Source organism: Brenneria populi (assembly GCF_036016195.1).
GTDB lineage: Bacteria > Pseudomonadota > Gammaproteobacteria > Enterobacterales > Enterobacteriaceae > Brenneria > Brenneria populi.
The window spans coordinates 162961-188462 of the sequence record NZ_JAYWTM010000017.1; the positions used below are offsets into that span (position 1 = coordinate 162961).

General features: G+C 53.7%; 24 protein-coding genes. 5 read left to right on the forward strand and 19 right to left on the reverse strand.

All coding sequences use genetic code 11. The features are described from left to right. Nucleotides 1–372: 372 nt before the first annotated feature. The 15 genes from glmS to asnC form a co-directional block, all read right to left on the reverse strand. Nucleotides 373–2208 (reverse strand): glutamine--fructose-6-phosphate transaminase (isomerizing), encoded by a 1836-nt coding sequence (glmS, locus tag VSX58_RS16410; protein WP_327619024.1) that lies wholly within the window; start codon nucleotides 2206–2208, stop codon nucleotides 373–375. Nucleotides 2209–2395: 187 nt separating this feature from the next. Next, entirely contained in the window at nucleotides 2396–3766 is a 1371-nt protein-coding gene (gene glmU, locus VSX58_RS16415) for a bifunctional UDP-N-acetylglucosamine diphosphorylase/glucosamine-1-phosphate N-acetyltransferase GlmU (protein ID WP_327619025.1), read from the reverse strand. A 227-nt stretch (nucleotides 3767–3993) separates the two neighbouring features. Further along, on the reverse strand, nucleotides 3994–4407 hold the full coding sequence (locus VSX58_RS16420; RefSeq protein ID WP_327615655.1) for a F0F1 ATP synthase subunit epsilon: 414 nt from the start codon (nucleotides 4405–4407) through the stop codon (nucleotides 3994–3996). A gap of 28 nt (nucleotides 4408–4435) precedes the next feature. Further along, a complete protein-coding gene (gene atpD / locus VSX58_RS16425) occupies nucleotides 4436–5818 on the reverse strand; it encodes a F0F1 ATP synthase subunit beta (protein ID WP_327615637.1) in 1383 nt (460 codons plus the stop codon). Nucleotides 5819–5850: 32 nt separating this feature from the next. Next, complete coding sequence (atpG, locus tag VSX58_RS16430; RefSeq protein WP_327615638.1) at nucleotides 5851–6714, reverse strand: F0F1 ATP synthase subunit gamma; 864 nt, start codon at nucleotides 6712–6714, stop codon at nucleotides 5851–5853. A 52-nt stretch (nucleotides 6715–6766) separates the two neighbouring features. Next, nucleotides 6767–8308 carry a F0F1 ATP synthase subunit alpha gene (gene atpA / locus VSX58_RS16435; protein ID WP_327615639.1) on the reverse strand — a complete coding sequence of 514 codons (1542 nt, stop codon included), beginning with the start codon at nucleotides 8306–8308 and terminating at the stop codon, nucleotides 6767–6769. A gap of 12 nt (nucleotides 8309–8320) precedes the next feature. Then, nucleotides 8321–8854 carry a F0F1 ATP synthase subunit delta gene (gene atpH, locus VSX58_RS16440; RefSeq protein WP_327615640.1) on the reverse strand — a complete coding sequence of 178 codons (534 nt, stop codon included), beginning with the start codon at nucleotides 8852–8854 and terminating at the stop codon, nucleotides 8321–8323. A gap of 14 nt (nucleotides 8855–8868) precedes the next feature. Continuing rightward, nucleotides 8869–9339, reverse strand: a complete 471-nt coding sequence (gene atpF, locus VSX58_RS16445) for a F0F1 ATP synthase subunit B (RefSeq protein WP_327615641.1) — start codon at nucleotides 9337–9339, stop codon at nucleotides 8869–8871. 64 nt (nucleotides 9340–9403) lie between these two features. Next, nucleotides 9404–9643: a F0F1 ATP synthase subunit C gene (gene atpE, locus VSX58_RS16450; RefSeq protein WP_005976545.1), complete on the reverse strand. Its 240-nt coding sequence runs from the start codon at nucleotides 9641–9643 to the stop codon at nucleotides 9404–9406. A gap of 49 nt (nucleotides 9644–9692) precedes the next feature. Further along, on the reverse strand, nucleotides 9693–10496 hold the full coding sequence (atpB, locus tag VSX58_RS16455; RefSeq protein ID WP_327615642.1) for a F0F1 ATP synthase subunit A: 804 nt from the start codon (nucleotides 10494–10496) through the stop codon (nucleotides 9693–9695). Nucleotides 10497–10518: 22 nt separating this feature from the next. Further along, nucleotides 10519–10902 carry a F0F1 ATP synthase subunit I gene (gene atpI / locus VSX58_RS16460; protein WP_327619026.1) on the reverse strand — a complete coding sequence of 128 codons (384 nt, stop codon included), beginning with the start codon at nucleotides 10900–10902 and terminating at the stop codon, nucleotides 10519–10521. A gap of 625 nt (nucleotides 10903–11527) precedes the next feature. After that, nucleotides 11528–12148 carry a 16S rRNA (guanine(527)-N(7))-methyltransferase RsmG gene (gene rsmG, locus VSX58_RS16465; protein ID WP_327619027.1) on the reverse strand — a complete coding sequence of 207 codons (621 nt, stop codon included), beginning with the start codon at nucleotides 12146–12148 and terminating at the stop codon, nucleotides 11528–11530. Between the two features lie 82 nt (nucleotides 12149–12230). After that, a complete protein-coding gene (mnmG, locus tag VSX58_RS16470) occupies nucleotides 12231–14120 on the reverse strand; it encodes a tRNA uridine-5-carboxymethylaminomethyl(34) synthesis enzyme MnmG (protein WP_327619028.1) in 1890 nt (629 codons plus the stop codon). Nucleotides 14121–14512: 392 nt separating this feature from the next. After that, the gene (gene mioC / locus VSX58_RS16475) at nucleotides 14513–14956 is read right to left on the reverse strand and encodes an FMN-binding protein MioC (RefSeq protein WP_327615646.1); all 444 of its coding nucleotides are present in this window, start codon (nucleotides 14954–14956) and stop codon (nucleotides 14513–14515) included. A gap of 90 nt (nucleotides 14957–15046) precedes the next feature. Next, the gene (gene asnC / locus VSX58_RS16480) at nucleotides 15047–15508 is read right to left on the reverse strand and encodes a transcriptional regulator AsnC (RefSeq protein WP_327615647.1); all 462 of its coding nucleotides are present in this window, start codon (nucleotides 15506–15508) and stop codon (nucleotides 15047–15049) included. Between the two features lie 151 nt (nucleotides 15509–15659). Here asnC and asnA point away from each other — a divergent pair, with 151 nt between their 5' ends. Further along, nucleotides 15660–16652, forward strand: coding sequence for an aspartate--ammonia ligase (gene asnA / locus VSX58_RS16485; protein ID WP_327619029.1), 993 nt, complete (start codon nucleotides 15660–15662; stop codon nucleotides 16650–16652). Here the strand turns inward: asnA and viaA are convergent. Further along, entirely contained in the window at nucleotides 16649–18127 is a 1479-nt protein-coding gene (viaA, locus tag VSX58_RS16490) for an ATPase RavA stimulator ViaA (RefSeq protein WP_327619030.1), read from the reverse strand. The two genes, asnA and viaA, sit on opposite strands and share 4 nt — an antisense overlap. A gap of 5 nt (nucleotides 18128–18132) precedes the next feature. Continuing rightward, nucleotides 18133–19629 carry an ATPase RavA gene (gene ravA, locus VSX58_RS16495; RefSeq protein ID WP_327619031.1) on the reverse strand — a complete coding sequence of 499 codons (1497 nt, stop codon included), beginning with the start codon at nucleotides 19627–19629 and terminating at the stop codon, nucleotides 18133–18135. Nucleotides 19630–19890: 261 nt separating this feature from the next. Here ravA and kup point away from each other — a divergent pair, with 261 nt between their 5' ends. After that, nucleotides 19891–21759, forward strand: a complete 1869-nt coding sequence (kup, locus tag VSX58_RS16500) for a low affinity potassium transporter Kup (protein WP_327619032.1) — start codon at nucleotides 19891–19893, stop codon at nucleotides 21757–21759. A gap of 120 nt (nucleotides 21760–21879) precedes the next feature. Here the strand turns inward: kup and qseC are convergent, their stop codons facing one another. After that, complete coding sequence (qseC, locus tag VSX58_RS16505; protein WP_327619033.1) at nucleotides 21880–23229, reverse strand: quorum sensing histidine kinase QseC; 1350 nt, start codon at nucleotides 23227–23229, stop codon at nucleotides 21880–21882. Beyond that, on the reverse strand, nucleotides 23226–23888 hold the full coding sequence (gene qseB, locus VSX58_RS16510) for a quorum sensing response regulator transcription factor QseB (protein ID WP_327619034.1): 663 nt from the start codon (nucleotides 23886–23888) through the stop codon (nucleotides 23226–23228). The genes qseC and qseB overlap by 4 nt, the downstream gene beginning before the upstream one ends. 363 nt (nucleotides 23889–24251) lie before the next feature. Here qseB and VSX58_RS16515 point away from each other — a divergent pair, with 363 nt between their 5' ends. The 3 genes from VSX58_RS16515 to VSX58_RS16525 form a co-directional block, all read left to right on the forward strand. Next, the gene (locus VSX58_RS16515; protein ID WP_327619035.1) at nucleotides 24252–24656 is read left to right on the forward strand and encodes a YgiW/YdeI family stress tolerance OB fold protein; all 405 of its coding nucleotides are present in this window, start codon (nucleotides 24252–24254) and stop codon (nucleotides 24654–24656) included. Between the two features lie 241 nt (nucleotides 24657–24897). Beyond that, nucleotides 24898–25317, forward strand: a complete 420-nt coding sequence (gene rbsD / locus VSX58_RS16520) for a D-ribose pyranase (RefSeq protein ID WP_327619036.1) — start codon at nucleotides 24898–24900, stop codon at nucleotides 25315–25317. A 7-nt stretch (nucleotides 25318–25324) separates the two neighbouring features. Then, the coding region (locus tag VSX58_RS16525; protein WP_327619041.1) for an ATP-binding cassette domain-containing protein at nucleotides 25325–25502 on the forward strand (178 nt) is incomplete at its 3' end.

The following is a 25502-nucleotide window of genomic DNA, read 5'->3' on the forward strand; positions in this document are numbered from 1 at the left end:
AAAATCCGCCGGCGGGATGGAGGATAAAACGTCACCTATCAATAAAAGAGTGCGGCTGATATTTCGGTAAATAAAAAAAACAGTTTATTATCAATTTGATAAATGAAATTTCATCTTTACTGGATATAAAAAACCCGCGGATTCCATAGCGTAAGACTAGAGATGAACGGCGTGAAAACACGCCGATAGAAAATAAAAGCCAAAAAAAAGCGCTAGCGGCCGGTCAGAAAAACAGAGGCATACCCGCAATAGTTCACGCTTTTGCACAGCGCCTGCCGCTTGCCGTATGAAAGGCATAGAGCAATCTGCCGATGAAACAGGAATCCGTCTTATGGGAACACGCGCCACAAGACGGATTTTTAGCGACGAGGTTTATTCCACCGTCACGGACTTGGCCAGATTACGCGGCTGATCGACGTCGGTGCCTTTAATCAGCGCAACGTGGTAAGCCAGCAGTTGCAGCGGCACCGTGTAGAAAATCGGCGCGATGACCTCTTCAATATGCGGCAACGGAATAATTTTCATATTTTCGCTGCCGCCGCTGGTAAATCCGGCATCCTCATCCGCAAAGACGTACAGCTCGCCGCCACGGGCACGAACCTCTTCAATATTGGATTTCAGTTTCTCCAGCAGTTCATTGTTCGGCGCCACCACAACTACCGGCATATCGGCGTCAATCAATGCCAGCGGGCCGTGTTTCAGCTCACCGGCGGCATAGGCCTCTGCATGGATATAAGAGATCTCTTTCAGCTTCAGTGCCCCTTCCATGGCGATGGGATACTGATCGCCGCGCCCCAGGAACAGGGCATGATGCTTATCAGAGAAACCTTCCGCCAGAGATTCAATGAGCTTATCCTGCGACAGCATTTGCTCAATACGCGCCGGCAATGCCTGTAGGCTATGCACTATACCCTGCTCAATCTCGGCATCCATACCGCGCAAACGGCCGATACGCGCCACCAACATCAGCAGTACGGTCAACTGGGTGGTAAACGCTTTGGTCGAAGCCACGCCGATCTCAACGCCAGCTTTAGTCATCAGCGACAGATCGGACTCACGAACCAGCGACGAGCCCGCCACGTTACAGATAGCCAGCGAGCCCAGATATCCCAGCTCTTTGGACAAACGCAGCGCCGCCAGCGTATCGGCGGTTTCCCCCGACTGCGACAGCGTAATCATCAGGCTATTCTGGCGAACGGCCGGTTTGCGGTAGCGGAACTCAGAGGCGATTTCCACATCGCAGGGCACCCCGGCCAAGGCTTCGAACCAATAGCGCGAAACCATGCCGGAATTGTACGAGGTTCCGCAGGCAATGATTTGCACATGCTGCACTTTCGACAGCAGTTCATCCGCCTGCGGGCCTAATTCAGAGAGATTAACCTCACCATGGCTGAAACGCCCCTCAAGGGTGTTCTTAATCGCCATCGGCTGTTCGTAGATCTCTTTTTGCATGTAATGACGATAAACGCCTTTATCGCCGGCATCGTAATTAACTTTCGATTCAACCTCTTCACGTTCGGCAAGGTTACCGGCTTTATCATATATACGTACGTCGCGGCGCGTGATTTCAGCCACATCGCCTTCTTCCAGGAAGATAAAGCGGCGGGTAACCGGCAGCAGAGCCAGCTGATCGGACGCGATGAAGTTTTCCCCCATGCCGCGCCCAATCACCAAAGGACTGCCTGAACGCGCGGCGACCAATACGCTCGGGTCGCGGCTATCCAATACCACCATGCCGTAAGCGCCGCGCAGCTGCGGAATCACGCGCTTAACCACGTCAACCAATGAACCGCCCTGCTTCTGCTCGAAATGAACCAGATGAGCGACCACTTCAGTATCCGTTTCCGAAACAAAGCGATAGCCGCGCGCAATCATCAGCTCGCGCAGCGGCTCATGGTTTTCGATAATACCGTTATGAACGATGATAATGTTTTCAGAAACATGGGGATGCGCATTGGCCTCTGAAGGTTCGCCGTGCGTTGCCCAACGGGTATGGGCAATCCCGGTGCCGCCATTCAGCGCATGTTCTTCGGCCGCCTGGGCCAGAATCTGAACCTTTCCCAAACGCCGCAAACGGGCGACCTGACCCTCGCTATTCACCACGGCCAGACCCGCTGAGTCATAGCCTCGGTATTCGAGACGGCGTAAGCCTTCCAACAGGATTTCTGCGATATCACGCTGCGCAACCGCGCCTACAATTCCACACATCGATTGTATTCCTATAAAAGTGACATATTGTGTCACCAGGGATGTCTTTGACCTGATTATTCCGGTTTTTCCGGGTTCCCCGAGCCTTGTAGAGAGTGGGGATTATTATGTTTTGCCGTACGCTTGCGACCTTTGGTCAAAACGCAGGGCAAAACAGCCTCCGCAGACGGCGAAGGCCAAAACCCGATTAACGCTTCTTCACCGGCCGCTGCCAGCCGGCTTTGCGATTCTGCTCTTTGCGGTTATAAACCAGCTCCGCATCATTGATGTCTTTCATTACCGTCGTGCCCGCGGCGATAGTGGCGCCTGCCGCCACCTTAACCGGCGCCACCAGTTGGGTATCCGACCCAACAAACACGTCATCGCCGATGATCGTTTTATACTTGTTGGCGCCGTCATAATTACAGGTAATGGTTCCCGCGCCGATATTCACTCCGGCGCCGATATCCGCATCGCCGAGATAGCTCAGATGGCCGGCTTTCGACCCCTTGCCCAGACGGGTTTTTTTCAATTCGACGAAGTTGCCGACGTGCGCGCCATCTTCCAGCGCGGCACCGGGACGCAGACGGGCAAAGGGTCCGACGGTACAGCTGGCTTCCAGCGCCGCGTCTTCCAGCACTGAGTATGGGCTGATTTCACAATCATCACCAATAATCGTGTTTTTAATCACGCAGCCCACGCCGATTTTAACCCGATCGCCGAGCTGAACCCGGCCTTCCATCACAACGTTGGCATCAATAGTAACATCCCGCCCGTGGCGTAATTCACCACGCAGATCAAAGCGCGACGGATCGAGCAGCATAACGCCCGCCAGCAATAATTTATCGGCCTGTTCGCGCTGGTAAACACGCTCCAGAGACGCTAGCTGCAGGCGGTTGTTCACCCCTTCAACTTCGCTTAGGCGCGCCGGGTGTACCGCAGCCACGCTGCGCCCTTCCGCGGCGGCCAACGCGATAATATCGGTGATGTAATACTCGCCCTGCGCATTATCATTACTCAATAGGCTTAACCAGCGTTTCAAATCCTTGCCGTTGGCAACCAGAATTCCGGTATTGATTTCATTAATTTTACGCTGCTCATCGCTGGCGTCTTTATGTTCGACAATGCCGACGACCGCGCCATCCTGACGCACAATACGCCCATAGCCAGACGGATCGTCCAACCGCACGGTCAGCAGCCCGATGCCGCCCTGCGGTTTAGCCTGCAACAGACGCTGCAGCGTTGCCGGCGAGATTAACGGCACGTCGCCGTACAGCATAAGAATATCTTCATCATCGGCGAAATAGGGCGCCGCCTGCTGCATGGCGTGTCCCGTACCCAATTGTTCCGCCTGCAACACCCAGTTCAGCGACGGTTCGGACAGCGTATGCTTCAATAAATCTCCCCCGTGCCCATAAACCAGATGAACATGCCGCGCGCCGATGGCCATCGCCGCATCAATCACATGCTGAACCATCGGTTTACCCGCTAACGGGTGCAAAACTTTGGGGAGATCGGAATACATGCGGGTTCCCTTACCTGCGGCAAGGATGACCACACTCATTGCGCTGTTCGACATAAGCATCCTGACGAAAAACTGATTGGCGGACAATCAAAATAGATGGGTAAAAGTAAACCTGTTATAACACAGAATTACTACCTATTTTTACCCACATGCGGACATAAAAAACGCCGGGCGCGATTTTCAACGTTCGTTGCTTGCGGCGGGCGGGCAGGGTAGCCCACCATAAAAAAAGCCAGTCAGCATTAAGTAAGCTGACTGGCTTTTTATCAAACGCTTATCTGTTACATCGCTTTTTTGGTCAGTTCGATAACGCGCAGTTTCGCGATGGCTTTCGACAGCTCGGCGGAAGCCTGAGCGTAATCCACATCGCCATGCGAGTTACGAATATGCTCTTCAGCCTTGCGCTTCGCTTCCAACGCGCGCGCTTCATCCAGGTCCTGCCCACGGATGGCGGTATCCGACAGTACGGTAACCATGTTCGGCTGCACCTCGAGGATGCCGCCAGAAAGGTAGATATACTCTTCTTCACCGTGCTGTTTAACAATACGAACCATTCCGGGTTTAATGGCAGTGAGCAGCGGCGCGTGTCCCGGATAAATACCCAGTTCGCCTTCGCTCCCCGTTACCTGGATTTTTTGCACCAGACCGGAGAACATTTCCTGTTCCGCACTAACGACATCCAGATGGTAAGTCATAGCAGCCATATCACCCTCCTACAAGGCGTTACAGTTTCTTGGCTTTTTCCATTGCTTCTTCAATGGAACCAACCATGTAGAACGCCTGCTCCGGCAGGTGGTCGTATTCGCCGTCCATGATACCTTTAAAGCCGCGAATGGTATCTTTCAGCGATACATATTTACCCGGAGAACCGGTAAAGACTTCCGCCACGAAGAACGGTTGCGACAGGAAGCGCTGAATCTTACGCGCGCGGGATACCACCAGCTTGTCGTCTTCAGACAGCTCGTCCATACCCAGGATCGCAATGATATCTTTCAGTTCCTGGTAACGCTGCAGAACAGACTGCACACCACGGGCAACGTCGTAATGCTCTTGACCGACAACCAGCGGATCCAGCTGGCGGCTGGTGGAATCCAGCGGGTCAACCGCAGGATAAATCCCCAGAGAAGCGATCTGACGACTCAGTACCACGGTTGCGTCCAAGTGGGCAAAGGTGGTGGCCGGCGACGGGTCGGTCAAGTCATCCGCAGGAACGTAAACCGCCTGAACGGAGGTGATGGAGCCGGTTTTGGTGGAGGTGATACGTTCTTGCAGCACACCCATCTCTTCCGCCAGCGTCGGCTGATAACCTACCGCCGAAGGCATACGTCCCAACAGCGCGGAAACTTCGGTACCGGCCAGGGTATAACGATAAATGTTATCGACGAACAGCAGTACGTCACGCCCTTCTTCACGGAATTTTTCCGCCATGGTCAGACCGGTCAGCGCCACGCGCAGACGGTTGCCCGGCGGCTCGTTCATCTGGCCGTACACCAGCGATACTTTATCCAGTACGTTGGATTCGGTCATTTCATGATAGAAGTCGTTACCTTCACGGGTACGTTCGCCCACGCCGGCAAACACGGAATAACCGGAGTGTTCGATAGCGATGTTACGGATCAACTCCATCATGTTTACGGTTTTACCCACGCCGGCGCCGCCGAACAGGCCGACTTTACCGCCTTTGGCAAATGGGCACATCAGGTCGATAACCTTGATGCCGGTTTCCAGCAGTTCCTGTGAGTTGGACAGCTCTTCATAGCTTGGCGCCGCGCGGTGAATCGCCCAACGCTCTTCTTCGCCGATATCGCCTTTCATATCAACCGGATCGCCCAGTACGTTCATGATGCGACCCAGCGTTGCCTTACCAACCGGTACTTCAATCGGGTGTTCCAGGTTAGTTACATCCAACCCGCGACGCAGACCGTCGGAAGACCCCATCGCGATACAGCGAACAACGCCGCCGCCCAACTGCTGCTGCACTTCCAGCACCAGTTTTTCAGCACCGTTCTTTACCTCAAGCGCATCGTACACTTTCGGTACGGCATCTTGCGGGAACTCGACGTCCACCACGGCGCCGATTACCTGGATAATCTTTCCAGTAGCCATCTTGAATCCTCTACGTAATTCGTAAACCTGGTTTAAACCGCGGAGGCGCCCCCGACGATTTCAGTGAGTTCCTGGGTGATGCTGGCCTGACGAGCCTTGTTGTATACCAACTGCAGCTCTTTGATCAGGCTGCCGCCATTGTCGGTCGCGGCTTTCATCGCAACCATGCGGGCGGCTTGCTCACTGGCCAGGTTTTCTACGACGCCCTGATAAACCTGAGACTCCACATAGCGGCGCAGCAGGATATCCAGCAGCGACTTAGGATCGGGTTCATACAGATAATCCCAGGATTTTTTCTTCAGCTCGCCGTCATCCGCAGGCGGCAACGGCAGCAGCTGAACCACCAGCGGTTCCTGGGACATCGTGTTGACGAACCTGTTAGTCACGATATACAGCTTGTCCAGGCGGCCTTCGTCATAGGCTTGCAACATGACCTTCACCGGGCCGATCAATTCCGACACAGAGGGGTTATCGCCCATGCCGGTAACCTGAGCAACAATATTTCCGCCTACCGAACCGAAAAAGGAGACCGCCTTGGATCCAATCAGCGCCAAATCGACATCGACGCCTTTCTCATTCCAGGACTTCATCTCCGCCAGCAGCTTTTTGAACAGGTTGATATTCAACCCGCCGCACAGGCCGCGGTCGGTAGACACCACCAGATACCCAACGCGCTTAACGTCACGCTCTTCCAGGTAGGGATGTTTATATTCCAGATTTCCCAGCGCAAGGTGACCAATCACATTGCGCATGGTTTTTGCATAAGGACGGCTGGCCGCCATACGATCCTGCGATTTACGCATTTTGGAAGCGGCGACCATCTCCATCGCTTTAGTGATCTTCTGCGTGTTCTGGACGCTTGCGATCTTACTACGTATCTCTTTTGCGCCGGCCATCTTTGCTTCTCCTCAAAGCCTTGCGGCCCGCTTTACAGCAGGCCGCCGGGCGTTACCAGGACTGGGTTGCTTTAAAAGTATCGAGGATGCCTTTCAATTTCCCCTCGATCTCATCGTTATAAGCGCCAGTCTGGTCGATTTGTTGCAGAAGTTCGCCATGCTCGCGATCGGCATACGCCAGCAGCGCCGCTTCAAAGCTACCGATTTTCGCCAGTTCAACGTCTTCCAGATAACCGCGTTCCGCGGCAAACAGCACCAGAGACTGCTGCGCAACCGACATCGGCGCGTACTGTTTCTGTTTCAGCAGCTCGGTGACTTTCTGACCGTGGCTTAACTGTTTACGCGTGGCTTCATCCAAATCGGAGGCAAACTGCGAGAACGCAGCCAGTTCACGATACTGCGCCAGCGCGGTACGAATGCCGCCGGACAGTTTTTTCATGATCTTGGTCTGCGCGGAACCGCCGACGCGGGATACGGAAATCCCCGGGTTAACCGCGGGACGGATACCGGCGTTGAACAGGTTGGACTCCAGGAAGATCTGGCCGTCGGTAATCGAAATTACGTTGGTCGGAACGAACGCGGAAACGTCGCCCGCCTGGGTTTCGATGATCGGCAGCGCGGTCAGAGAACCGGTTTTCCCTTTAACTTCACCCTTGGTGAGCGCCTCAACGTAGTCGGCATTGACGCGCGCGGCGCGTTCCAGCAGACGGGAGTGGAGGTAGAAAACGTCGCCCGGATAAGCTTCACGACCTGGCGGACGACGAAGCAGCAGGGAAATCTGACGATAGGCAACGGCCTGTTTGGACAGGTCATCATAAATAATCAGCGCATCTTCGCCGCGGTCGCGGAAATATTCGCCCATGGCGCATCCGGCATACGGCGCCAGATATTGCAGCGCGGCGGATTCCGACGCGGTAGCGACCACCACGATGGTATTTTCCAGCGCGCCGTGCTCTTCCAGTTTGCGCACCACGTTGGAAATGGTGGAGGCTTTCTGGCCGATGGCCACGTAGACGCACTTAATGCCGGAATCGCGCTGGTTGATGATGGCGTCAATCGCCAACGCGGTTTTACCGGTTTGACGGTCGCCGATGATCAGCTCACGCTGACCGCGGCCGATAGGAATCATGGCGTCGACGGATTTATACCCGGTTTGAACCGGCTGATCGACGGATTGACGCTCGATAACGCCGGGCGCAATCGCTTCAACCGCGGAGAAACCATCGTGATCCAGCGGGCCTTTGCCGTCAATCGGCGCGCCCAGCGTGTTAACGACGCGCCCCAGCAGACCGCGACCAACCGGCACTTCAAGAATACGGCCGGTGCATTTTACCTTCATGCCTTCAGCCAGATCCGAATACGGACCCATAACCACCGCACCAACGGAGTCGCGCTCCAGGTTCAGTGCAATCGCATAACGGTTACCCGGCAGAGAGATCATCTCCCCCTGCATCACGTCGGCAAGGCCGTGAATACGGATGATCCCGTCGCTGACGGAAACAATGGTACCTTCATTGTGAGCTTCGCTCACTACATTGAACTGAGCAATGCGCTGCTTGATCAGTTCGCTGATTTCGGTGGAATTCAGTTGCATGCTCCAGTCCCCTTAAGACTGCAAGACGTCTGCCAGACGTTCCAGACGACCGCGAATGCTGCCATCTATCACCATATCGCCCGCGCGGATAATCACGCCGGCCATGACAGACTTATCAATTTTGCAATTCAGCTTCACTTTGCGTGACAGACGTTGTTCCATCGCAGCAGCGATCTTCGCTAGCTGCTGCTCACTCAACGTATTGGCAGAAACGACGTCGACATCGACCGTCGACTCCTGAGCTGCCCTCAGTTGAATAAACTGTTCCAGCACTTCTGGAAGCACCGGTAAACGTCCGTTCTCGGCCATCACCTTAATCAGGTTCTGACCGGCTTCATCAAGTTGATCGCCGCAAACGGCAGTGAAAGTTTTCGCCAGCTCCGTCGGCGCGATAGCACCGGACAACAGCTCGGAAATCTCTTCATTGCTCGCTACCTCGGCCATAAACGCCAACATAGTCTGCCAGCGTTCAACGGCCTGACTCTCAACCGCAAAGTCAAAAGCTGCTTTGGCGTAGGGGCGAGCTACCGTGATAAATTCAGACATCAGCCCCTCCCTCCTTACAGTTCAGCGACCAGTTTATCAACGATGTCGCTGTTGGCAGCTTCATCCACGGAACGTTCGATAATTTTTTCGGCACCGGCAATAGCCAGCATAGCGACTTGCTTACGCAGCTCTTCACGAGCGCGTTTACGTTCAGCTTCAATTTCAGCCTGAGCCTGCGCCACAATTTTGTCGCGTTCGGCTTCCGCTTCAACCTTGGCTTCGTCCAGGATCTGAGCGCGGCGTTTGTTTGCCTGCTCGATGATGACCTGCGCATCCGCTTTAGCTTTTTTCAGTTGATCCGTCACATTGGCCTGCGCCAGGTTCAAATCTTTTTTGGCGCGTTCAGCAGAAGACAGACCGTCAGCGATCTCTTTCTGACGTTTTTCGATGGCTGCCATAATCGGCGGCCATACATACTTCATGCAGAACCAGACAAACAGGACGAACGCAATGGCCTGGCCGAGGATTGTCGCATTAATATTCACAGCACAATGCCTCTTTCAAAGTTAAATAGTTCGATGTATCAACCCCAGCAGAAAACACGCCTGCTTAGGCCACCGCAAACATCACATACAGCCCCAGACCAACAGCAATCATCGGGATGGCGTCGACCAGACCCATAACGATAAAGAACTGTGTACGCAGCAGCGGGATCAGGTCAGGCTGACGCGCAGCGCCTTCCAAGAACTTACCACCCAGAATGCCGATACCGATCGCAGCACCGATAGCCGCCAAACCCATCATCAACGCGGCAGCCATGTACAGCAGATCCACACTCAGGTTTTCCATGACAGTCTCCAGTTTGTTTCAGTTAAAACGTTATTGTGTTGTAAGAAAATCAATGCTCTTCAGATGCCATCGAGAGATAAACAACCGTCAGAACCATGAAAATAAAAGCCTGAAGCGTAATAATCAAAATGTGGAAAATGGCCCAAGGCACATTCAACACCCATTGTGACCACCACGGCAGCAGGCCGGCAATCAGGATGAAGATCAACTCACCCGCATACATGTTGCCAAACAGTCGTAAACCAAGGGAAACCGGTTTAGACAGCAGGCTGACACCTTCAAGAATCAGGTTGATAGGAATAAATACTGGATGATTAAACGGTTGCATGGTCAGTTCTTTCACGAACCCGCCGACACCCTTCATTTTAATGCTGTAGAACAGGATAAGAATGAAAACGCCGAGCGCCATAGAGAGGGTGATATTCACGTCGGCAGACGGCACCACGCGCAGATAGGCGTGCGCCGGATCGTGGCCGAGAGCGCCATAAATACCGGCCCATATCCGCGGCAGAAAATCGATGGGCAGCAAATCCATCAAGTTCATCAGGAACACCCAGACGAAAATGGTCAGCGCCAAGGGGGCGACCAGCTTGCTTTTGCCATGATACATATCGCGCACGCTGCTATCGACGAAGCCGATAATCAGCTCGACGGCCGTTTGCAATTTGCCCGGCACGCCGCTGGTCGCTTTTTTGGCGACCTGACGGAAGATAACCAGAAAGAGGATCCCAAGAGCGATAGAGAAAAACATCGAGTCGATGTTGATCGACCAGAACCCCGTTCCCACCTGTAAGTGTGTCAGGTGGTGACCGATATACTCTTGAGGAGTAGAGATTTCTCCTGATGCAGACATGATGTCTCTTACCCTTTTGTTGTTAATTACGGTAACGGTTAACGACGGCCGGTGCCACTATCTGCATAACCAGCACCGATAAATAAGTCAGGCCAAGCGGGAAAAAAGCCGCTTTGAACATCCCTAACGCTACCACCAATAGAGCAATGGTGATAAATACCTTAAGCGCCTCACCAATGGCAAACGACCAGGCAACGCGTCCATCCGCTGGTTTATTCGACTGATGACGCAAGGTAAACAGCACAAACAAGACGTTCGGCAACCAGGCTGCCAATCCGCCGCCCAGCGCGGAAAAACCGGCCTCAGCGCTGCGAGCCGCAAATACCGAACTCAACAGGATAAACGTGGCTAACTGCCATAACAGCAGCCTCAAAGCCGCCCTTCCGCTGTAAAGGGGCACAGACATAACGTTTGCTTTCTCCGTACCTTTCAGAGGCATGCTGAAGACGTATAAAACTGCCTTTGAACGCCTGAGTCAAGCAGCAAAAAACGAGCAAATTATACGGGTCATACCTGCGAATTCAATCGATAAGTAGCGAAAAGGTGAACAATTATTTAAATTTCTTTCCAGAACGTCATTTTCGCTAATAACCATAGTCGCATCGATGTATTTCAATTAATTTCTAAAGATATTCAAGATGTGACACGACTCACATAAACGCGCTTTTTAACATCTTATAGCGGATAGCGTCATTTGTTGTCTTTAGCAAAGAAAGCTATTTATATTTTTTAGATTCAATTAGTTAAAAAAATCTTTATCGAAAATCAGCGGCAAACATCGCATAAACCATCTGTTGACATTTTTGATATTTTTCTTTTACCAAATTAACAAAGAAGGCGGCCCGATTTTTTTTACACCGCCGTTTTTTTCATCAGCGCCGCCGCATCATGAAAATAAATCTTTCAACAGCAAAACAGATATATGTGAAATATTGGTGATCGTTAACCATTAGAGCGCGCGCAACATAACCAGGGAGACGAAACGCGGATAGCGAAGTAATTAGTTATGACTTTTTTGATAAAAAGCAAAATTAATTTGGTTTAAGCACAATCAGATGACGCTCGCCTTCCTGCTCGGGCACCGACAAATGAATAACCCGATCTAACGCGACGCCCTGCGGCAATGCGGCGAGTTCTTCTTCGGGCAGCACCCCTTTCAGCGCATAAAAACGCCCGTTCGGCCTCGCCGGAAGATGGCGGCACCACTCAACCATATCCTGCAGAGAAGCGAAGGCCCGGCTGATTATCCCATCAAAGGGGGGATCGGCAGGAAAATCTTCGACACGGCTCTGTACCGGCGCAATATTTTCAAGCTGCAATTCATGCTGCGCCTGACGTAGAAAACGCACGCGTTTTCCCAGGCTGTCGAGCAGGGTAAAGTGCGACTCGGGACGGACTATCGCCAACGGGATCCCCGGCAATCCCGGCCCGGTGCCCACGTCGATAAAACGCTGCCCCTGCAAATGAGGCTCAACCACAATACTGTCCATAATGTGCCTGACAAGCATCTGCTCGGGCACGCGAACGGAGGTCAGATTATAGGCTTTGTTCCACTTATTCAGCATCTCGACATAGTGTATTAATAAGCCTTTTTGCCTATCAGAAATCACAATACCGGCGGCGTTAAGCAGATGATCGAGAGTATTACGCACAATAAGATCCTGGAATTATGTATGTGAATATCAGCGCGGAGACAGGCGTTCCGGCCCGTCTCCGAAATAACCTAGCCTCAACTCACGCGCTGCGGCGCATCAGGCCCTGTTTTTTCAGCCACACCAGCAGAATGGAGATCGCAGCCGGCGTAATGCCTGAAATGCGCGAAGCCTGGCCGATGGAGCCGGGTTTGTGATCGTTAAGTTTGGCTATCACCTCATTGGACAGGCCGTTGACCTGACGGTAATCCAGCTCAGCGGGCAGCAACGTGTTCTCGTTACGCAGCTGCTTTTCGATCTCTTCCTGCTGACGGGCGATATACCCTTCGTATTTAACCTGAATTTCAACCTGTTCGGCCGCCTGTTCGTCCGCCAACGCCGGAGCGAATAGCGGCAGTTTGGTGAGCATGGCGTAGTCCACTTCGGGACGGCGCAGCAGCTCCTCGCCGTTCGACTCGCGCGAAAGCGGCGTCTTCAGCAACGCATTGACCTGCTCCAGCAGCTCCGATTGCGGATGGATGCGGATATCGCGTAAACGCTGGCGCTCTTTCTCAATGCTCTCCAGCTTTTCGTTAAAGCGCGCCCAGCGATAATCGTCCACCATTCCCAACTTGCGGCCTATTTCGGTTAAGCGCAGGTCGGCGTTGTCTTCGCGCAGCATCAGGCGATATTCGGCGCGGGAAGTGAACATACGGTAAGGCTCTTTGGTTCCCAGCGTACAGAGATCGTCCACCAGCACGCCCAGATAGGCCTGATCGCGGCGCGGCGACCATCCTTCCTGTTCAAACGCCAGGCGGGCGGCATTTAAGCCGGCCAGCATCCCCTGGGCCGCGGCTTCTTCATAACCGGTGGTGCCGTTGATCTGGCCCGCGAAGAACAATCCGTGGATGAATTTATTCTCCAGAGTGTTTTTTAAGTCGCGGGGATCGAAGAAATCATACTCAATGGCATAGCCAGGGCGAACGATACGCGCGTTTTCCATTCCGGTCATGGAACGGACGATTTGCCACTGCACATCGAACGGCAGGCTGGTTGAAATGCCGTTGGGGTAGATCTCATTGCTGGTCAGCCCTTCCGGCTCCAAAAAAATCTGGTGCGAGTCGCGATCGGCGAAACGCATGACTTTATCTTCGATAGAAGGGCAGTAGCGCGGGCCGACGCCTTCGATGATCCCGGCATACATCGGGCTGCGATCCAGATTATTGCGGATCGCCTCATGGGTTTTTTCATTGGTATGGGTGATATAACAAGGCATCTGCGCCGGATGCTGGCTTGCCTGTCCCAGGAAGGAGAACACCGGCATGGGATCGTCGCCATGCTGCTGTTTCAGTACGCTAAAATCAATGGTTCTGGCGTCAATCCGCGGCGGCGTACCGGTTTTCAGGCGATTAACCCGCAGCGGCAGCTCACGCAGACGGCGCGCCAGCGGAATGGACGGCGGATCGCCGGCGCGTCCGCCGCTGTAATTATCCAGTCCGATATGAATCTTGCCGTCAAGGAAGGTCCCGACGGTCAATACGACGGTTTTTGCGCGGAACTTCAGCCCCATCTGGGTAACGACGCCGACCACACGATCGTTTTCAACAATGAGATCGTCCACCGCCTGCTGAAAGATCATCAGGTTGGGCTGGTTCTCCAGCGCCGTACGGATCGCCTGCCGATAGAGGACGCGATCCGCCTGGGCGCGAGTGGCGCGTACCGCGGGGCCTTTGCTGATGTTTAGTATTCTAAACTGGATGCCCGCCTGGTCGACGGCGCGCGCCATCAACCCGCCCATGGCATCGATCTCTTTAACCAGATGACCTTTCCCGATACCGCCCACCGCCGGGTTGCAAGACATTTGTCCAAGCGTATCAATATTATGTGTCAGCAGAAGGGTCTGTCGTCCCATGCGGGCGGAAGCCATTGCCGCTTCGGTGCCTGCATGACCGCCACCGATTACGATGACGTCAAAAGGATCTGGATAAAACATGGTACTGCTCCTCGCATTGTTGCGAATGAATAGTTGCGAACGATCGTTACTGGCTCTGGGGAGGTGGATTCTACTCAACTTTATGCAAACGACCAAGCGCGTTGGATCGCGGCTAATTAAAGAAAGATCTTTTTTATTTAAAGATCTCTTTATTAGATCTCTTATTAGGATCGTCGATCGTTGTGGATAAGTGATTTTTCTTATTAATGATCAATTAAATAAGAAGGATCATTAGTTGTGAATGATCGGTGATCCCGCATCGTATAAGCTGGGATCTATATGGCTAGTTGTGCACAGGGTAAAAAACAAACAGCGCTTGTTATTGGGATAACTACCGGTTTTACACCTGAAAAAAGCATAGTTATCCACATTCAACCGCTGAATATTTCGCCTTATTTGAGTAAATTAACCCAGGATCCCAACCATTCTTCGGCGGGATCCTCCGGGATTTCATGCTGGGTAATGTCGATCCGCAGTACGTCTCCGATCCTTTGGGCTCCGAGTTGGCCGAGAACGCGATCCACGGTCAGGATCGCGCCGCAAAAGGTATCGTACTCTCTGCTGCCGATGCCGATCGCGCCGAAACGCACTTGGGAAAGATCGGGTTTCTGCCGCTCCAACTGCTCGAACAACGGCTGCAGATTTTCCGGCAGCTCGCCCGCGCCGTGGGTCGAGGTCACCACCAGCCATAAACCGCTATCCGGCAGTTCATTCAGCTCTGGGCCATGCAGCATTTCGGTCGAGAAGTTTTCCTTTTCAAGGCGTTCAGCCAGGTGCTCCGCCACATATTCGGCGCTGCCCAAAGTACTGCCGCTGATTAGCGTTATATCTGCCATACCGGATCCCATCTGAGAAAAGACGGGACATTGTACGCTGTGATCAGGCTGGGATCTACCTGTGGATAATAGGGGTATAGATAAATAGGATTAGGGTGCGATCGTCCGCATGATGGGGTTTTGCAGGGAGATCAGCGTTTCCGTGGACTGTATTTCATCAATGGTTTGGATCTTGTTGATAAGTACGTGTTGCAGGGAGTCGATATCGCGGCACATGACCTTAATAAAAATACTGTAGTGGCCGGTGGTGTAATAGGCTTCCACCACTTCTTCCAGGTTGTTCAACTTTTCCAGCGCCGACGGATAGTCCTTCGCGCTTTTCAGAATGATGCCGATAAAGCAGCAGACGTCATACCCTAGCCGTTTCGGGCTGACATCCAGCCGGGTGCCCATAATGATTCCCGCCTGTTTCATCTTTTCTACCCGCACATGGATGGTTCCCGGGCTGACGGAAAATTGCTTCGCCAGTTCGGCATAGGGGGTGCGCGCATTTTCCATTAGAGCGGAAAGAATGCCGCGATCGAGATTATCGATCTGATAAATTTCAGCCACTTTGAACCTCCGATTTTATCGAATAATGATTTTATACCGTTATAAAATGACGAATTAAAACAGCAAGCGCAATTTATCCATAAGATTATTGAATGACTGACGGATTGTATTGCTTAATAAATAACTAAATACGCTTAATAGAGATGCGGCAATGAAACAGCAATATATCGAAAAACAGCGGCAAATCAGCTTTGTTAAATCTTTTTTCTCCAGCCAGTTGGAACAGCTTCTGGGGCTGATTGAAGTTCAGGCGCCGATTCTCAGCCGCGTCGGCGATGGCACGCAGGATAACTTATCCGGTACGGAAAAAGCGGTGCAGGTTAAGGTTAAAGCGCTGCCGGATGCTACCTTCGAGGTAGTCCACTCGCTGGCGAAGTGGAAGCGTAAGACGCTGGGCGCCTATGATTTTAGCTGCGGCGAGGGGATCTACACCCATATGAAGGCGCTGCGTCCTGATGAAGATCGTTTGAGCCCGATCCACTCGGTTTATGTCGATCAGTGGGACTGGGAGCGCGTGATGGGCGACGGCGATCGCCATATCGGTTATCTGAAAGCTACGGTAACGCGGATTTATCAGGGCATTAAAGCGACCGAGGCCGCGGTGCGCCAGGCTTTTGGCATTCAGCCGTTCCTGCCGGAGCAGATTCACTTTGTCCATAGCGAAACGCTGCTGGCGCGCTATCCCGAACTGGATGCCAAAGGCCGTGAGCGAGCGATCGCTAAAGAACTGGGCGCGGTTTTCCTGATGGGCATCGGCGGCAAGCTGTCCGACGGGCAGGCCCACGACGTGCGCGCGCCGGATTATGACGATTGGAGCACGCCGGGCGAACAGGGGCTGGCCGGACTGAACGGCGATATCGTGGTGTGGAATCCGCTTCTCAACGATGCCTTTGAAATTTCGTCAATGGGCATTCGCGTGGATGGCGAAGCGCTAAAACGCCAGCTGGCGCTGACGCAGGATGAGGACCGCCTGAAGCTGGAGTGGCACCAGGCGCTGCTGCGCGGCGAGATTCCGCAAACGATCGGCGGAGGAATCGGCCAGTCCCGTCTGGTGATGCTGCTGCTGCAGTTGCCGCATATCGGTCAGGTTCAGTGCGGCGTTTGGCCGCAGTCGCTGCGCGAATCGGTTCCCGGCCTGCTTTAATCCGTCTGAACGCGCTGCCAGCGGCGCATCAGGCGGCTTTTCAACCCGGTATCAAAACGCCAGATATGGTCGAAGATGCGCATGATGCCGGGCTTGCCGTGATCGGACATCGCTACGGCGTGAAAACGATGCTGCAGCCGTTTCTGGCGCCTCTTCACCTCGTTGACCACCTCGTCCGGCAGCCGCTGGGCGATAAAATCAGAAATCACCACGGCGTCGGCGTCATGCCAGCGCGCGTCATCCATCTGCTCCAGCAGCGCGGACAGACAGGCGCTCATATCGGTGCCGCCGCGAAAAGAGCGGCTGAGAAAGCGTATCGCCTGCTCTAATCCATCGGCGGAAGTCAGTTCGTATCTCACAATGCCGGTGGAAAACAGCATGATGTGGCAGCGGCGGTTGTCGGCCAGCGCGACGCGCATCAGCGCCAGACAAAAGGCTTTGGCGCAGCGCTCGTTAAACCCGCCCATGGAGCCCGACGTGTCGACGCAGACGATAAACGGGCCGCGCGGCTGTTGTTCGTTTTGTTGATGGATAACCGGCCGCTCGCTGACCTTTTCGCGCCAGCTATCGCCCTGCAAACGGTAGGTTAACAGCCGATGTTCCAGCAGCCGGCGGTAGAACTCGTATTCCAGTTCGACGCTATTCATGGAAGCCATCTCCACCGGCAGCAGGCGCAGAATGTCGTCGCTTTGGTGGATGCCGCTGACCTGTTCCGGTACGGTTTCCGGCTCACGGATCGTCACCCTGAACGTCTCTTTGGGCGCGTCCTGGCTGAGGATCGATTTTGTCTCCCGGCTGCGTCCCAATCGTTCGGCCAGACGCTGCAACGCGGGTTGTCGCTGCAGAAAGGCGCCGAAATCCACCACTACCTGGCTGTCGGTGGGGCGCAACTGCCCGGCGCTGAGATCCCACAAACGTCCCGCCGCATGCTCATTTTCGGCCAGAATGGGCTCCAGCTTGCCGCTCAGCGTCAATCGCTGCTGTAGCTCATCGAGCAGAATTTCCCGTTCCTGCTCCATTATCTGCTGGTGCAGGGAAACGGTTTGCAGCGTCAGGCTCAGCCGCCAGCGTTGCAGGAACAGCGCGTGCAATCCGCTGCTGATTTTTTGTCCCAGAGTCGGCTCCGGCTGGCGTATCAGCCGATCGGCCTGGGTTAAAAACGGCGATTCGATGCTGTTCAGCATCTCCATTATCCGCGGCAGCCGCGTCTGGAAGGCCTGATGGTCCGCCGCCTGCGCGCGTTGATAACAGCTGAATTCCGTTTCCAGCTCCGGCGGCGCCTGGGTAGTGCGCAGGCGCTGCTTTAAATTTTCCTTCCAGTTAGGGATATCGTTAAGCAGCGCGGATTTCAGGCTGGGGGATTTTTCAAAGAAAACGGCCAACTGCGGGGTAGCCAAAAGCGTCACCACCATATCGTCCAATAGTTCGTTTTCGTCTATCGACAGCAGTATCTCCAGCGATTCCAGCGTAATCATCGGCTTTAATCCCGTTCTGATTGCTGAATCTGTTCAGCGACATGTTGCAGACTGGACTCGATCTTTGCCAGCCACTCTCCGGGCACGAACAGGCAGGGCTGATGCTGATTAAATAAACGCCGCTGTTCACGTAGTTGAACCGTCAGATTTTCATACTCATCCAGAATTTCGGCCGGTAGGGCGGCGTCGCGTTTTTCCGGCAGCGAAAGGATGGAGGATTGCAGGCTGATATCGCGGATAGTCAGATGTCCGCGATCGTCCACCGCCAGATCCAGGCGCTGGGTAAAACCGATGCCATTCAGCTTGCCGCGAATTTCTCCCCCTTTTTGCAGCCAGGTTTGCAGGGCGGTTTTATCTATAGCCAGATGGGTGACGTTAATGTCGTTGAGCACCAACGGCCGCTGTAAAACCAGGCCGATCGAATCCGCGCTTAGCGTTTCCGGCAGCGTATAGTGGAATTTCCGCCCCAGCAGATGGCCGTGCCTTTCCAGCGTCAGCGCCTGTAATTCGCTCTGCTGAATCTGGTACTGCTGACGCTTCATATTTAACTGCTGTAAACGAAACAGCAGGCTCTTTTGTTGATAGGCTTGCTCGGTCATCAGCTGTTCGAGCTGTTGCTCTATCAGTATTAAGCTGTCTCTGTCGTGCCAGAGGCAATCTTTCAGCAGAATAATGTCAACCGGGGCGATGCTTTCCCGCCCGCTGAAAAACGCGCAGGCCTGGAGTAAGCGCAGCGCTTTTTTCCAGCGCCGGTCGGAGATATAGGGCGCCTTCTCTATGGCGTCGAGCTTCTGGCGTAGCTGATAAATCAGTTCAAAGCAGCTTTCCGGCAGGGAGACGTGGTCAATATCCTTCTGCCACTGCCGGTACTCTTCATCGCTGACGCTGACGGACGGGCTGACCGGATTGTCATGCGCGCCGCCGTTATTGACCAAGAGGGCGCGGAAATTATGTTTCTCCTGCACCCGATCCAGCCACAGGCGAATAAGCATGCGGTCATACAGCGCTTCCAGGCTGCCGTCCGCTTCGGGCAGCTCGTTGGAAGCGGTAACCAGAAGACGCATTGGTATCGGGTCTTCGCTATTGCCGTTACGAAAGCGGCGTTCGTTAATGGCGGTCAGCAGGGTATTTAGGATGGCGGGCCCCGCTTTCCAGATTTCATCCAGAAAGACTATCTCCGCTTCCGGCAGATAGCCCTCGGTTAACCGCTGATACCGGCCTTCATCTTTTAATGCCTGAATAGACAGCGGACCGAACACCTCTTCGGGCGTGGAGAAGCGCGTCATCAGGTATTCAAACGCATTGGCATGGCGGAAAGCGAATTTGAGGCGTCGGGCGATCATGCTTTTGGCTATGCCCGGCGGCCCCAGCAAAAAAACGCTTTCTCCGCTTAATGCGGCCAGCAGGCACAGGCGAATGGCATGCTGCCGTTCATACAGGCCCTGCTCCAGCGCGTTGCTGAGGCGCGAAATTCTTTCAGCCAGCGTGGCGGATTGCACCATAATTAATCAATTGTTCCCGATATTTCTTCAGCGTAAAAACAATACTAATAATAAACGGAAGATCACAGATTTTTGTTAGCAGAAAGAGGCTGATTATCGACGCCTTTGCGCTGGTTAATCAATAAACGACCTTTTTCAGGATGTTTCGTAAACAATATAAAAATAGGATTTTGCCGCTATTTGTGCATACTGTGCGTTTTTGGGGGAACTGATTCTGACAGCCTTTATTTGCTAACAGATTGATAATAGAAGATAAGTTTTATGAGCTCAGAACATAAACGTTCGCTTCCGGCGGTTACGCTGGCGGCGATAGGGGTGGTTTACGGCGATATCGGAACCAGTCCGCTTTATACGCTAAGGGAGTGCTTATCTGGGCAGTTCGGTTTTGGTGTTGAACCGGACGCCGTCTTTGGTTTTCTTTCTTTGATCTTTTGGCTGTTGATCATCGTGGTTTCGCTCAAGTATCTGACCTATGTCATGCGGGCCGATAACGCCGGCGAAGGCGGGATCCTTACCCTGATGTCTCTGGCCGGACGCAACACCTCCTATCGGGTAACGTCGGCGCTGGTTATTATGGGGCTGATCGGCGGCAGTTTCTTCTACGGCGAAGTGGTTATCACCCCGGCGATATCGGTGATGTCCGCCATAGAGGGGATAGAAATCGCCGCGCCGTCCATGGATCACTATATCGTCCCGGTCTCGATTGTGGTTTTGACCTTACTGTTCGTTATTCAAAAGCATGGCACCGGCAGCGTGGGCAAGCTGTTTGCCCCGGTGATGATGATCTGGTTTCTTACGTTGGCGGTGCTGGGCGCGCGCAGCATCATTGATAATCCGCAGGTATTGCATGCGCTCAATCCCCTGTGGGCCGTGCATTTCTTTATTGAATATAAAATGGTGTCGTTTTTTGCGCTGGGGGCGGTGGTTCTGGCCATTACCGGCGTAGAGGCGCTGTATGCGGATATGGGGCACTTCGGTAAATTCCCTATTCGGCTGGCCTGGTTTACCGTCGTTCTCCCCTCGCTGGTGCTGAACTATTTCGGTCAGGGTGCGCTATTGCTTAAAAACCCTGAAGCGATAAAAAACCCCTTCTTTCTGCTGGCTCCCGATTGGGCGTTGATTCCATTGCTGGTTCTGGCGACCCTAGCGACGATTATCGCTTCTCAGGCGGTGATTTCCGGCGTATTTTCGCTGACCCGTCAGGCGGTGCGCCTGGGGTATCTTCCGCCCATGCGAATTGTCCATACCTCCGATATGGAGTCCGGCCAGATTTATATCCCGGCGATTAACTGGCTGTTGTACGTCGCGGTGGTGATCGTGATCGTCAGTTTTGAACACTCGAGCAATTTGGCGGCGGCGTACGGCATCGCCGTAACCGGAACCATGGTGTTAACCAGTATCCTGTCCTGCACCGTGGCGATACACAACTGGCACTGGCACCGCTATCTGGTGCGGATATTGCTGATCGGGTTACTGTTTATCGATGTGCCGATGTTTTTAGCCAACGTGGTGAAAATTTTTTCCGGCGGCTGGCTGCCGCTGACGCTGGGAATGGTGATGTTTATCATCATGACCACTTGGAAAAGCGAACGTTTCCGACTATTGCGGCGCCTGAATGAACATGGCAATTCGCTGGATGCCATGATTGCGTCGCTGGAGAAAAATCCGCCGTTAAAAGTGCCGGGAACGGCGGTTTATCTGTCGCGGGCCACGCACGTTATTCCGTTTGCGCTTTTGCATAATCTTAAACATAACAAGATATTGCATGAACGTGTGGTGCTGCTGACCATGAAAACCGAAGACGCGCCTTATGTGCTGAACGCGCGCCGGGTTTCCGTGGAACAGCTTTCGCCGACATTCTGGCGCGTGGTTGCCAACTATGGCTGGCGTGAAACGCCCAATGTCGAAGAGGTGTTTCATCGCTGCTGGCAGGATGGATTAACCTGCGAAATGCTGGAAACCTCATTCTTTATGTCCAACGAGTCGCTGACCATGGGGCGGCGCCCCTGGTATCTGCGGATGCGCGGCAAGCTGTTTATGACGCTTAGCCGTAATGCGCTGCGCGCCGCGGATCAATTTGAAATTCCGCCTAACCGGCTGATTGAACTTGGTATCCAGGTGGAGATTTAATTAGCTTATCGCCTAAGCTCGCAATGCCGATCGTTTAAGCATCGAGATACACGGGGCGAGGCGTTCCTGCCTCATCCCCGAATTTCTTGGTAAACGGCAAAACGCTTAAGCGGCGCGGCGTTACCAGCTTAACGATGCCTCCAGCCCGCCTTCGGGGCGGTTGGCCAGATTGACCTGCATGCCGTGTAGACGGGCGATATTGTGGACAATGGATAATCCCAGGCCGCTGCCGGATTTTTCTTGTCCGGGAGGGCGAAAAAATCGTTCGCCGACCCGCGACAACGCCTCGCCGTCGAGGCCCGGCCCATCATCGATAATCTGAATATTGCGCGCCGAGAGCTGCAGTTTTATCGTTCCACCCTTGCGACCGTAGCGAATGGCGTTATCGAGCAGGTTGCGGATCAGCACCGCCAGCAGCAGTGGATTTCCCTGGATAACGACGGGCTCTTGGGGAATATCCAGCATCAGCTCAATGCCTGCCGCCTGCGCTTTATGGTAGTGATCGACAATCATTTGCTGCAGCAGGGACGGCAGCGAAACCGGCATCTGTTCGTCGACAAAGGACTCGGAATCCAGCCGGGAAAGGATTAATAACTGATCCACCAGCCGCGTGGCGCGATCTATTCCCTCATTCAGATTTTCCAGCGCATGACGGCGTACCGCCTCGTCGTCGTCAGACAGCAGCGCCAGCTCTGTTTGCACCTTCAGCGCCGCCAGCGGGCTGCGTAACTCATGCGCGGCGTCGGAGGTGAAGCGGCGTTCGCGCAGCAGCATATCGCTGATACGAATAAATAGGCTGTTAAGCTCGTTCACCAGCGGAAGCACCTCTTTAGGTATCGAGCGGGTATCGAGCGGCGCGTCATCTTCGGGCGGACGCCGGCTAAGCTGTCTGGCGATAAGCTTAAGCGGCGACAGTTCGCGCGTGAGCAGCCAGAACATCAACAGCAGCATGACCGGCAGTGCGAACAGCCAAGGCATGAGATTGGTTTTTACAATATCCAAAACCCTATCCTGGCGGTATTCCCACTCCTGTCCGACGACGACGATATGTCGGTTATCTTCGGTCGCCAGCCATACCATACGCCATTTATCATCATCGTCATGCAGCCTGCCTTCGGTAAAGCCGTTGCGCACGTAGTTGAAAATAAAGTCCTTACCGTTCTCGCCATCGCTCAACACCATTTGACCGTCGCGGGTGAACAGCGCAAAGGCCAGCGCATCCTCTTCCTGATAGCCGCGCTGTTCGCGCGCCAGATTGTCGGTTTTCGGCAGCGATCGCGCCTCCATGCGCAGCTCTTTGGGGTTCATGGCGGCCAGTCGTTTGGCGAACAGCATTTGCTGAGTATCGAACAGCTCGTTGATCGTATGCCGGGTTTGATGCCACGACAGCAGCCCGGCGGCGCCCCAGCAGATGAACGTCAGCAAAATAAATCCGATGGCCAGCCGTAGGCGCAGGCTGAGGGATCTCATGGCGTTTCTCCCAGAATATAGCCAACGCCGTGTACGGTGCGGATAAACCCGCCGCCCAGCTTTTTGCGCAGATGATGTATATGCACTTCAACGGCGTTGCTGGATACGTCGTCGTCCCAGCCATAAAGTTTTTCTTCCAGCTGCGCGCGGGTCAGTACCCGGCCGGGGTTCATCAGAAATAGCTCAAGCAGCGCCAACTCGCGGGGTTTAAGAGTCAGCGGCCGACTGTTTAAGGTCACGGCGCGCGCGCCCGGCTCAAGCGATACGGCGCCGTGCGTCAATATGGGTTGAAGCCGCCCGTGTCGGCGGCGGATCAGCGCTTGCAGACGCGCGGCGACCTCCGTCAGCGCGAAGGGTTTGCTCAGATAGTCGTCGGCGCCTGACTGTAATCCCTCAACGCGCTGTTCCAGGGCATCACGGGCGGTGAGGATCAGTACCGGCTCATCGCGCCCGGCTTGGCGCCAACGACGCAGGATCGCCAAACCGTCTATTTCCGGCAGGCTTAAATCAAGAATAACCGCATCATATGGCGCCGCCGCCAGCGCCTCCATTCCGCTTGTTCCTTGCATAAACCAATCGACGCTGAAACCGAGTTTGGTTAACCCGGCTTTGAGGCCATCGCCGATCAGGCGATCGTCTTCTATCAACAGTATTCTCATCGGCGTTCACCTAGATTGTCTTTAAGCATGTTATACGGTTTACGCTGCGGGAACGCCAACCTGAACGCCGGTAAACGCGCCGCGTTCCTCTGTATTGATCAATATACTCGCCATACTTCCAGCTGCATGTGGGTTGGCTTTGTTACTCGCTCCCTCCATGGAGCATCTCGATCTGACAGACAGATTTGTCAGCAAACTCAAACGCTTTGGCATTTTTGTCCTGCAACTCGAATTATTTAGGGTATAAGACAAAAAGTTTTAACCTTAAGATTCTGTTAAGAACATTTTGTTTTACTCCTTGCGAAACGCTAACGATGCGCAGTTTTACTGCGCCGTAATGAAGAGAAATAAGGAGACGAATCGATGAAAAAAGCAGCCGCTCTATTTGCTATCGCCGCACTGTGTTCCGCCCCGGTTTTCGCCGCGCAAAGCGGCGGGGGTTTTCTGGATCCGAACGCCGCAACGCCGCAACAGCAGCCTGCCCAGGGCGGGTTTTCAGACCCTAACGGCAGCGTAACCACGGTTGCGAAAGCCAAAGATCTGAAAGACGACAGCTGGGTGACGCTGCGCGGCAGCATCGAACGGCGCGTCGGCGATGAGGATTATCTGTTCCGCGACGAAACCGGCAGCATCACGGTTGAAATCGATGATAAATACTGGAATGGACAAACCATCACGCCGCAGGACAAGGTTGAACTGCAAGGCGAGATTGATAAGGGCTTCAACTCGTCCGAGCTGGATGTCAAACAGGTAAAGAAAATCCAGTAAGCGAATGCGCATGCCCATCGTTTAAGATCGGGATACAGGGGATGGGCTTCTTTATCCCCTGTTATCCCTGATGTTTCGCAGCCCTTTCCCACTTTATATCGCCGTCCGACATCCGCCGTTTTTACTTTTCGCCAACGAAACGTTTCGATGGCGATCACATTTCCACTATCTCCATTTTGCCTTTCTCTCTTTTCTCTTCTTAAAATAGCTATCAGCGAAACGTTTCGCTATGGAGTGGAAAATGAAAAAAGGCGTATTGCTGAATGCTGATATTTCTTCCGTGATTTCCCGTTTGGGCCATACCGATCGGGTTGTTATCTGCGATGCGGGCCTGCCGATTCCCGATACGACCATCCGGATTGATCTGGCGTTGACGCGCAATGTTCCCGGATTTTTGCAGGTTGTGGAGGCCGTCGTCGGTGAAATGCAGGTTGAGGCCGCCATTCTGGCGCAAGAGATGGTCGAAAAAAATCCGACGCTTCACAAGGCGCTGCTCGAACGGCTAAAACAGCTTGAGCTACTCCAGGGAAACGCGATTGCGCTGCGCTATGTCAGCCATGAGGATTTTAAACTTAACAGTGGAAAAAGCCGGGCCTTCATTCGCAGCGGAGAGTGTTCCCCCTATGCCAATGTCATTCTTTGCGCTGGCGTAACGTTCTGAGGCCGTTATGCAACCTTTATTGCAACTTCAAGGCATTAATAAATCTTTCCCCGGCGTTAAGGCGCTTTCCGGCGCGGCGCTGAACGTCTACCCAGGAAAGGTGATGGCGTTGGTGGGGGAAAACGGCGCGGGCAAGTCCACCATGATGAAGGTGCTGACCGGTATTTACGCCAAAGACGCCGGCA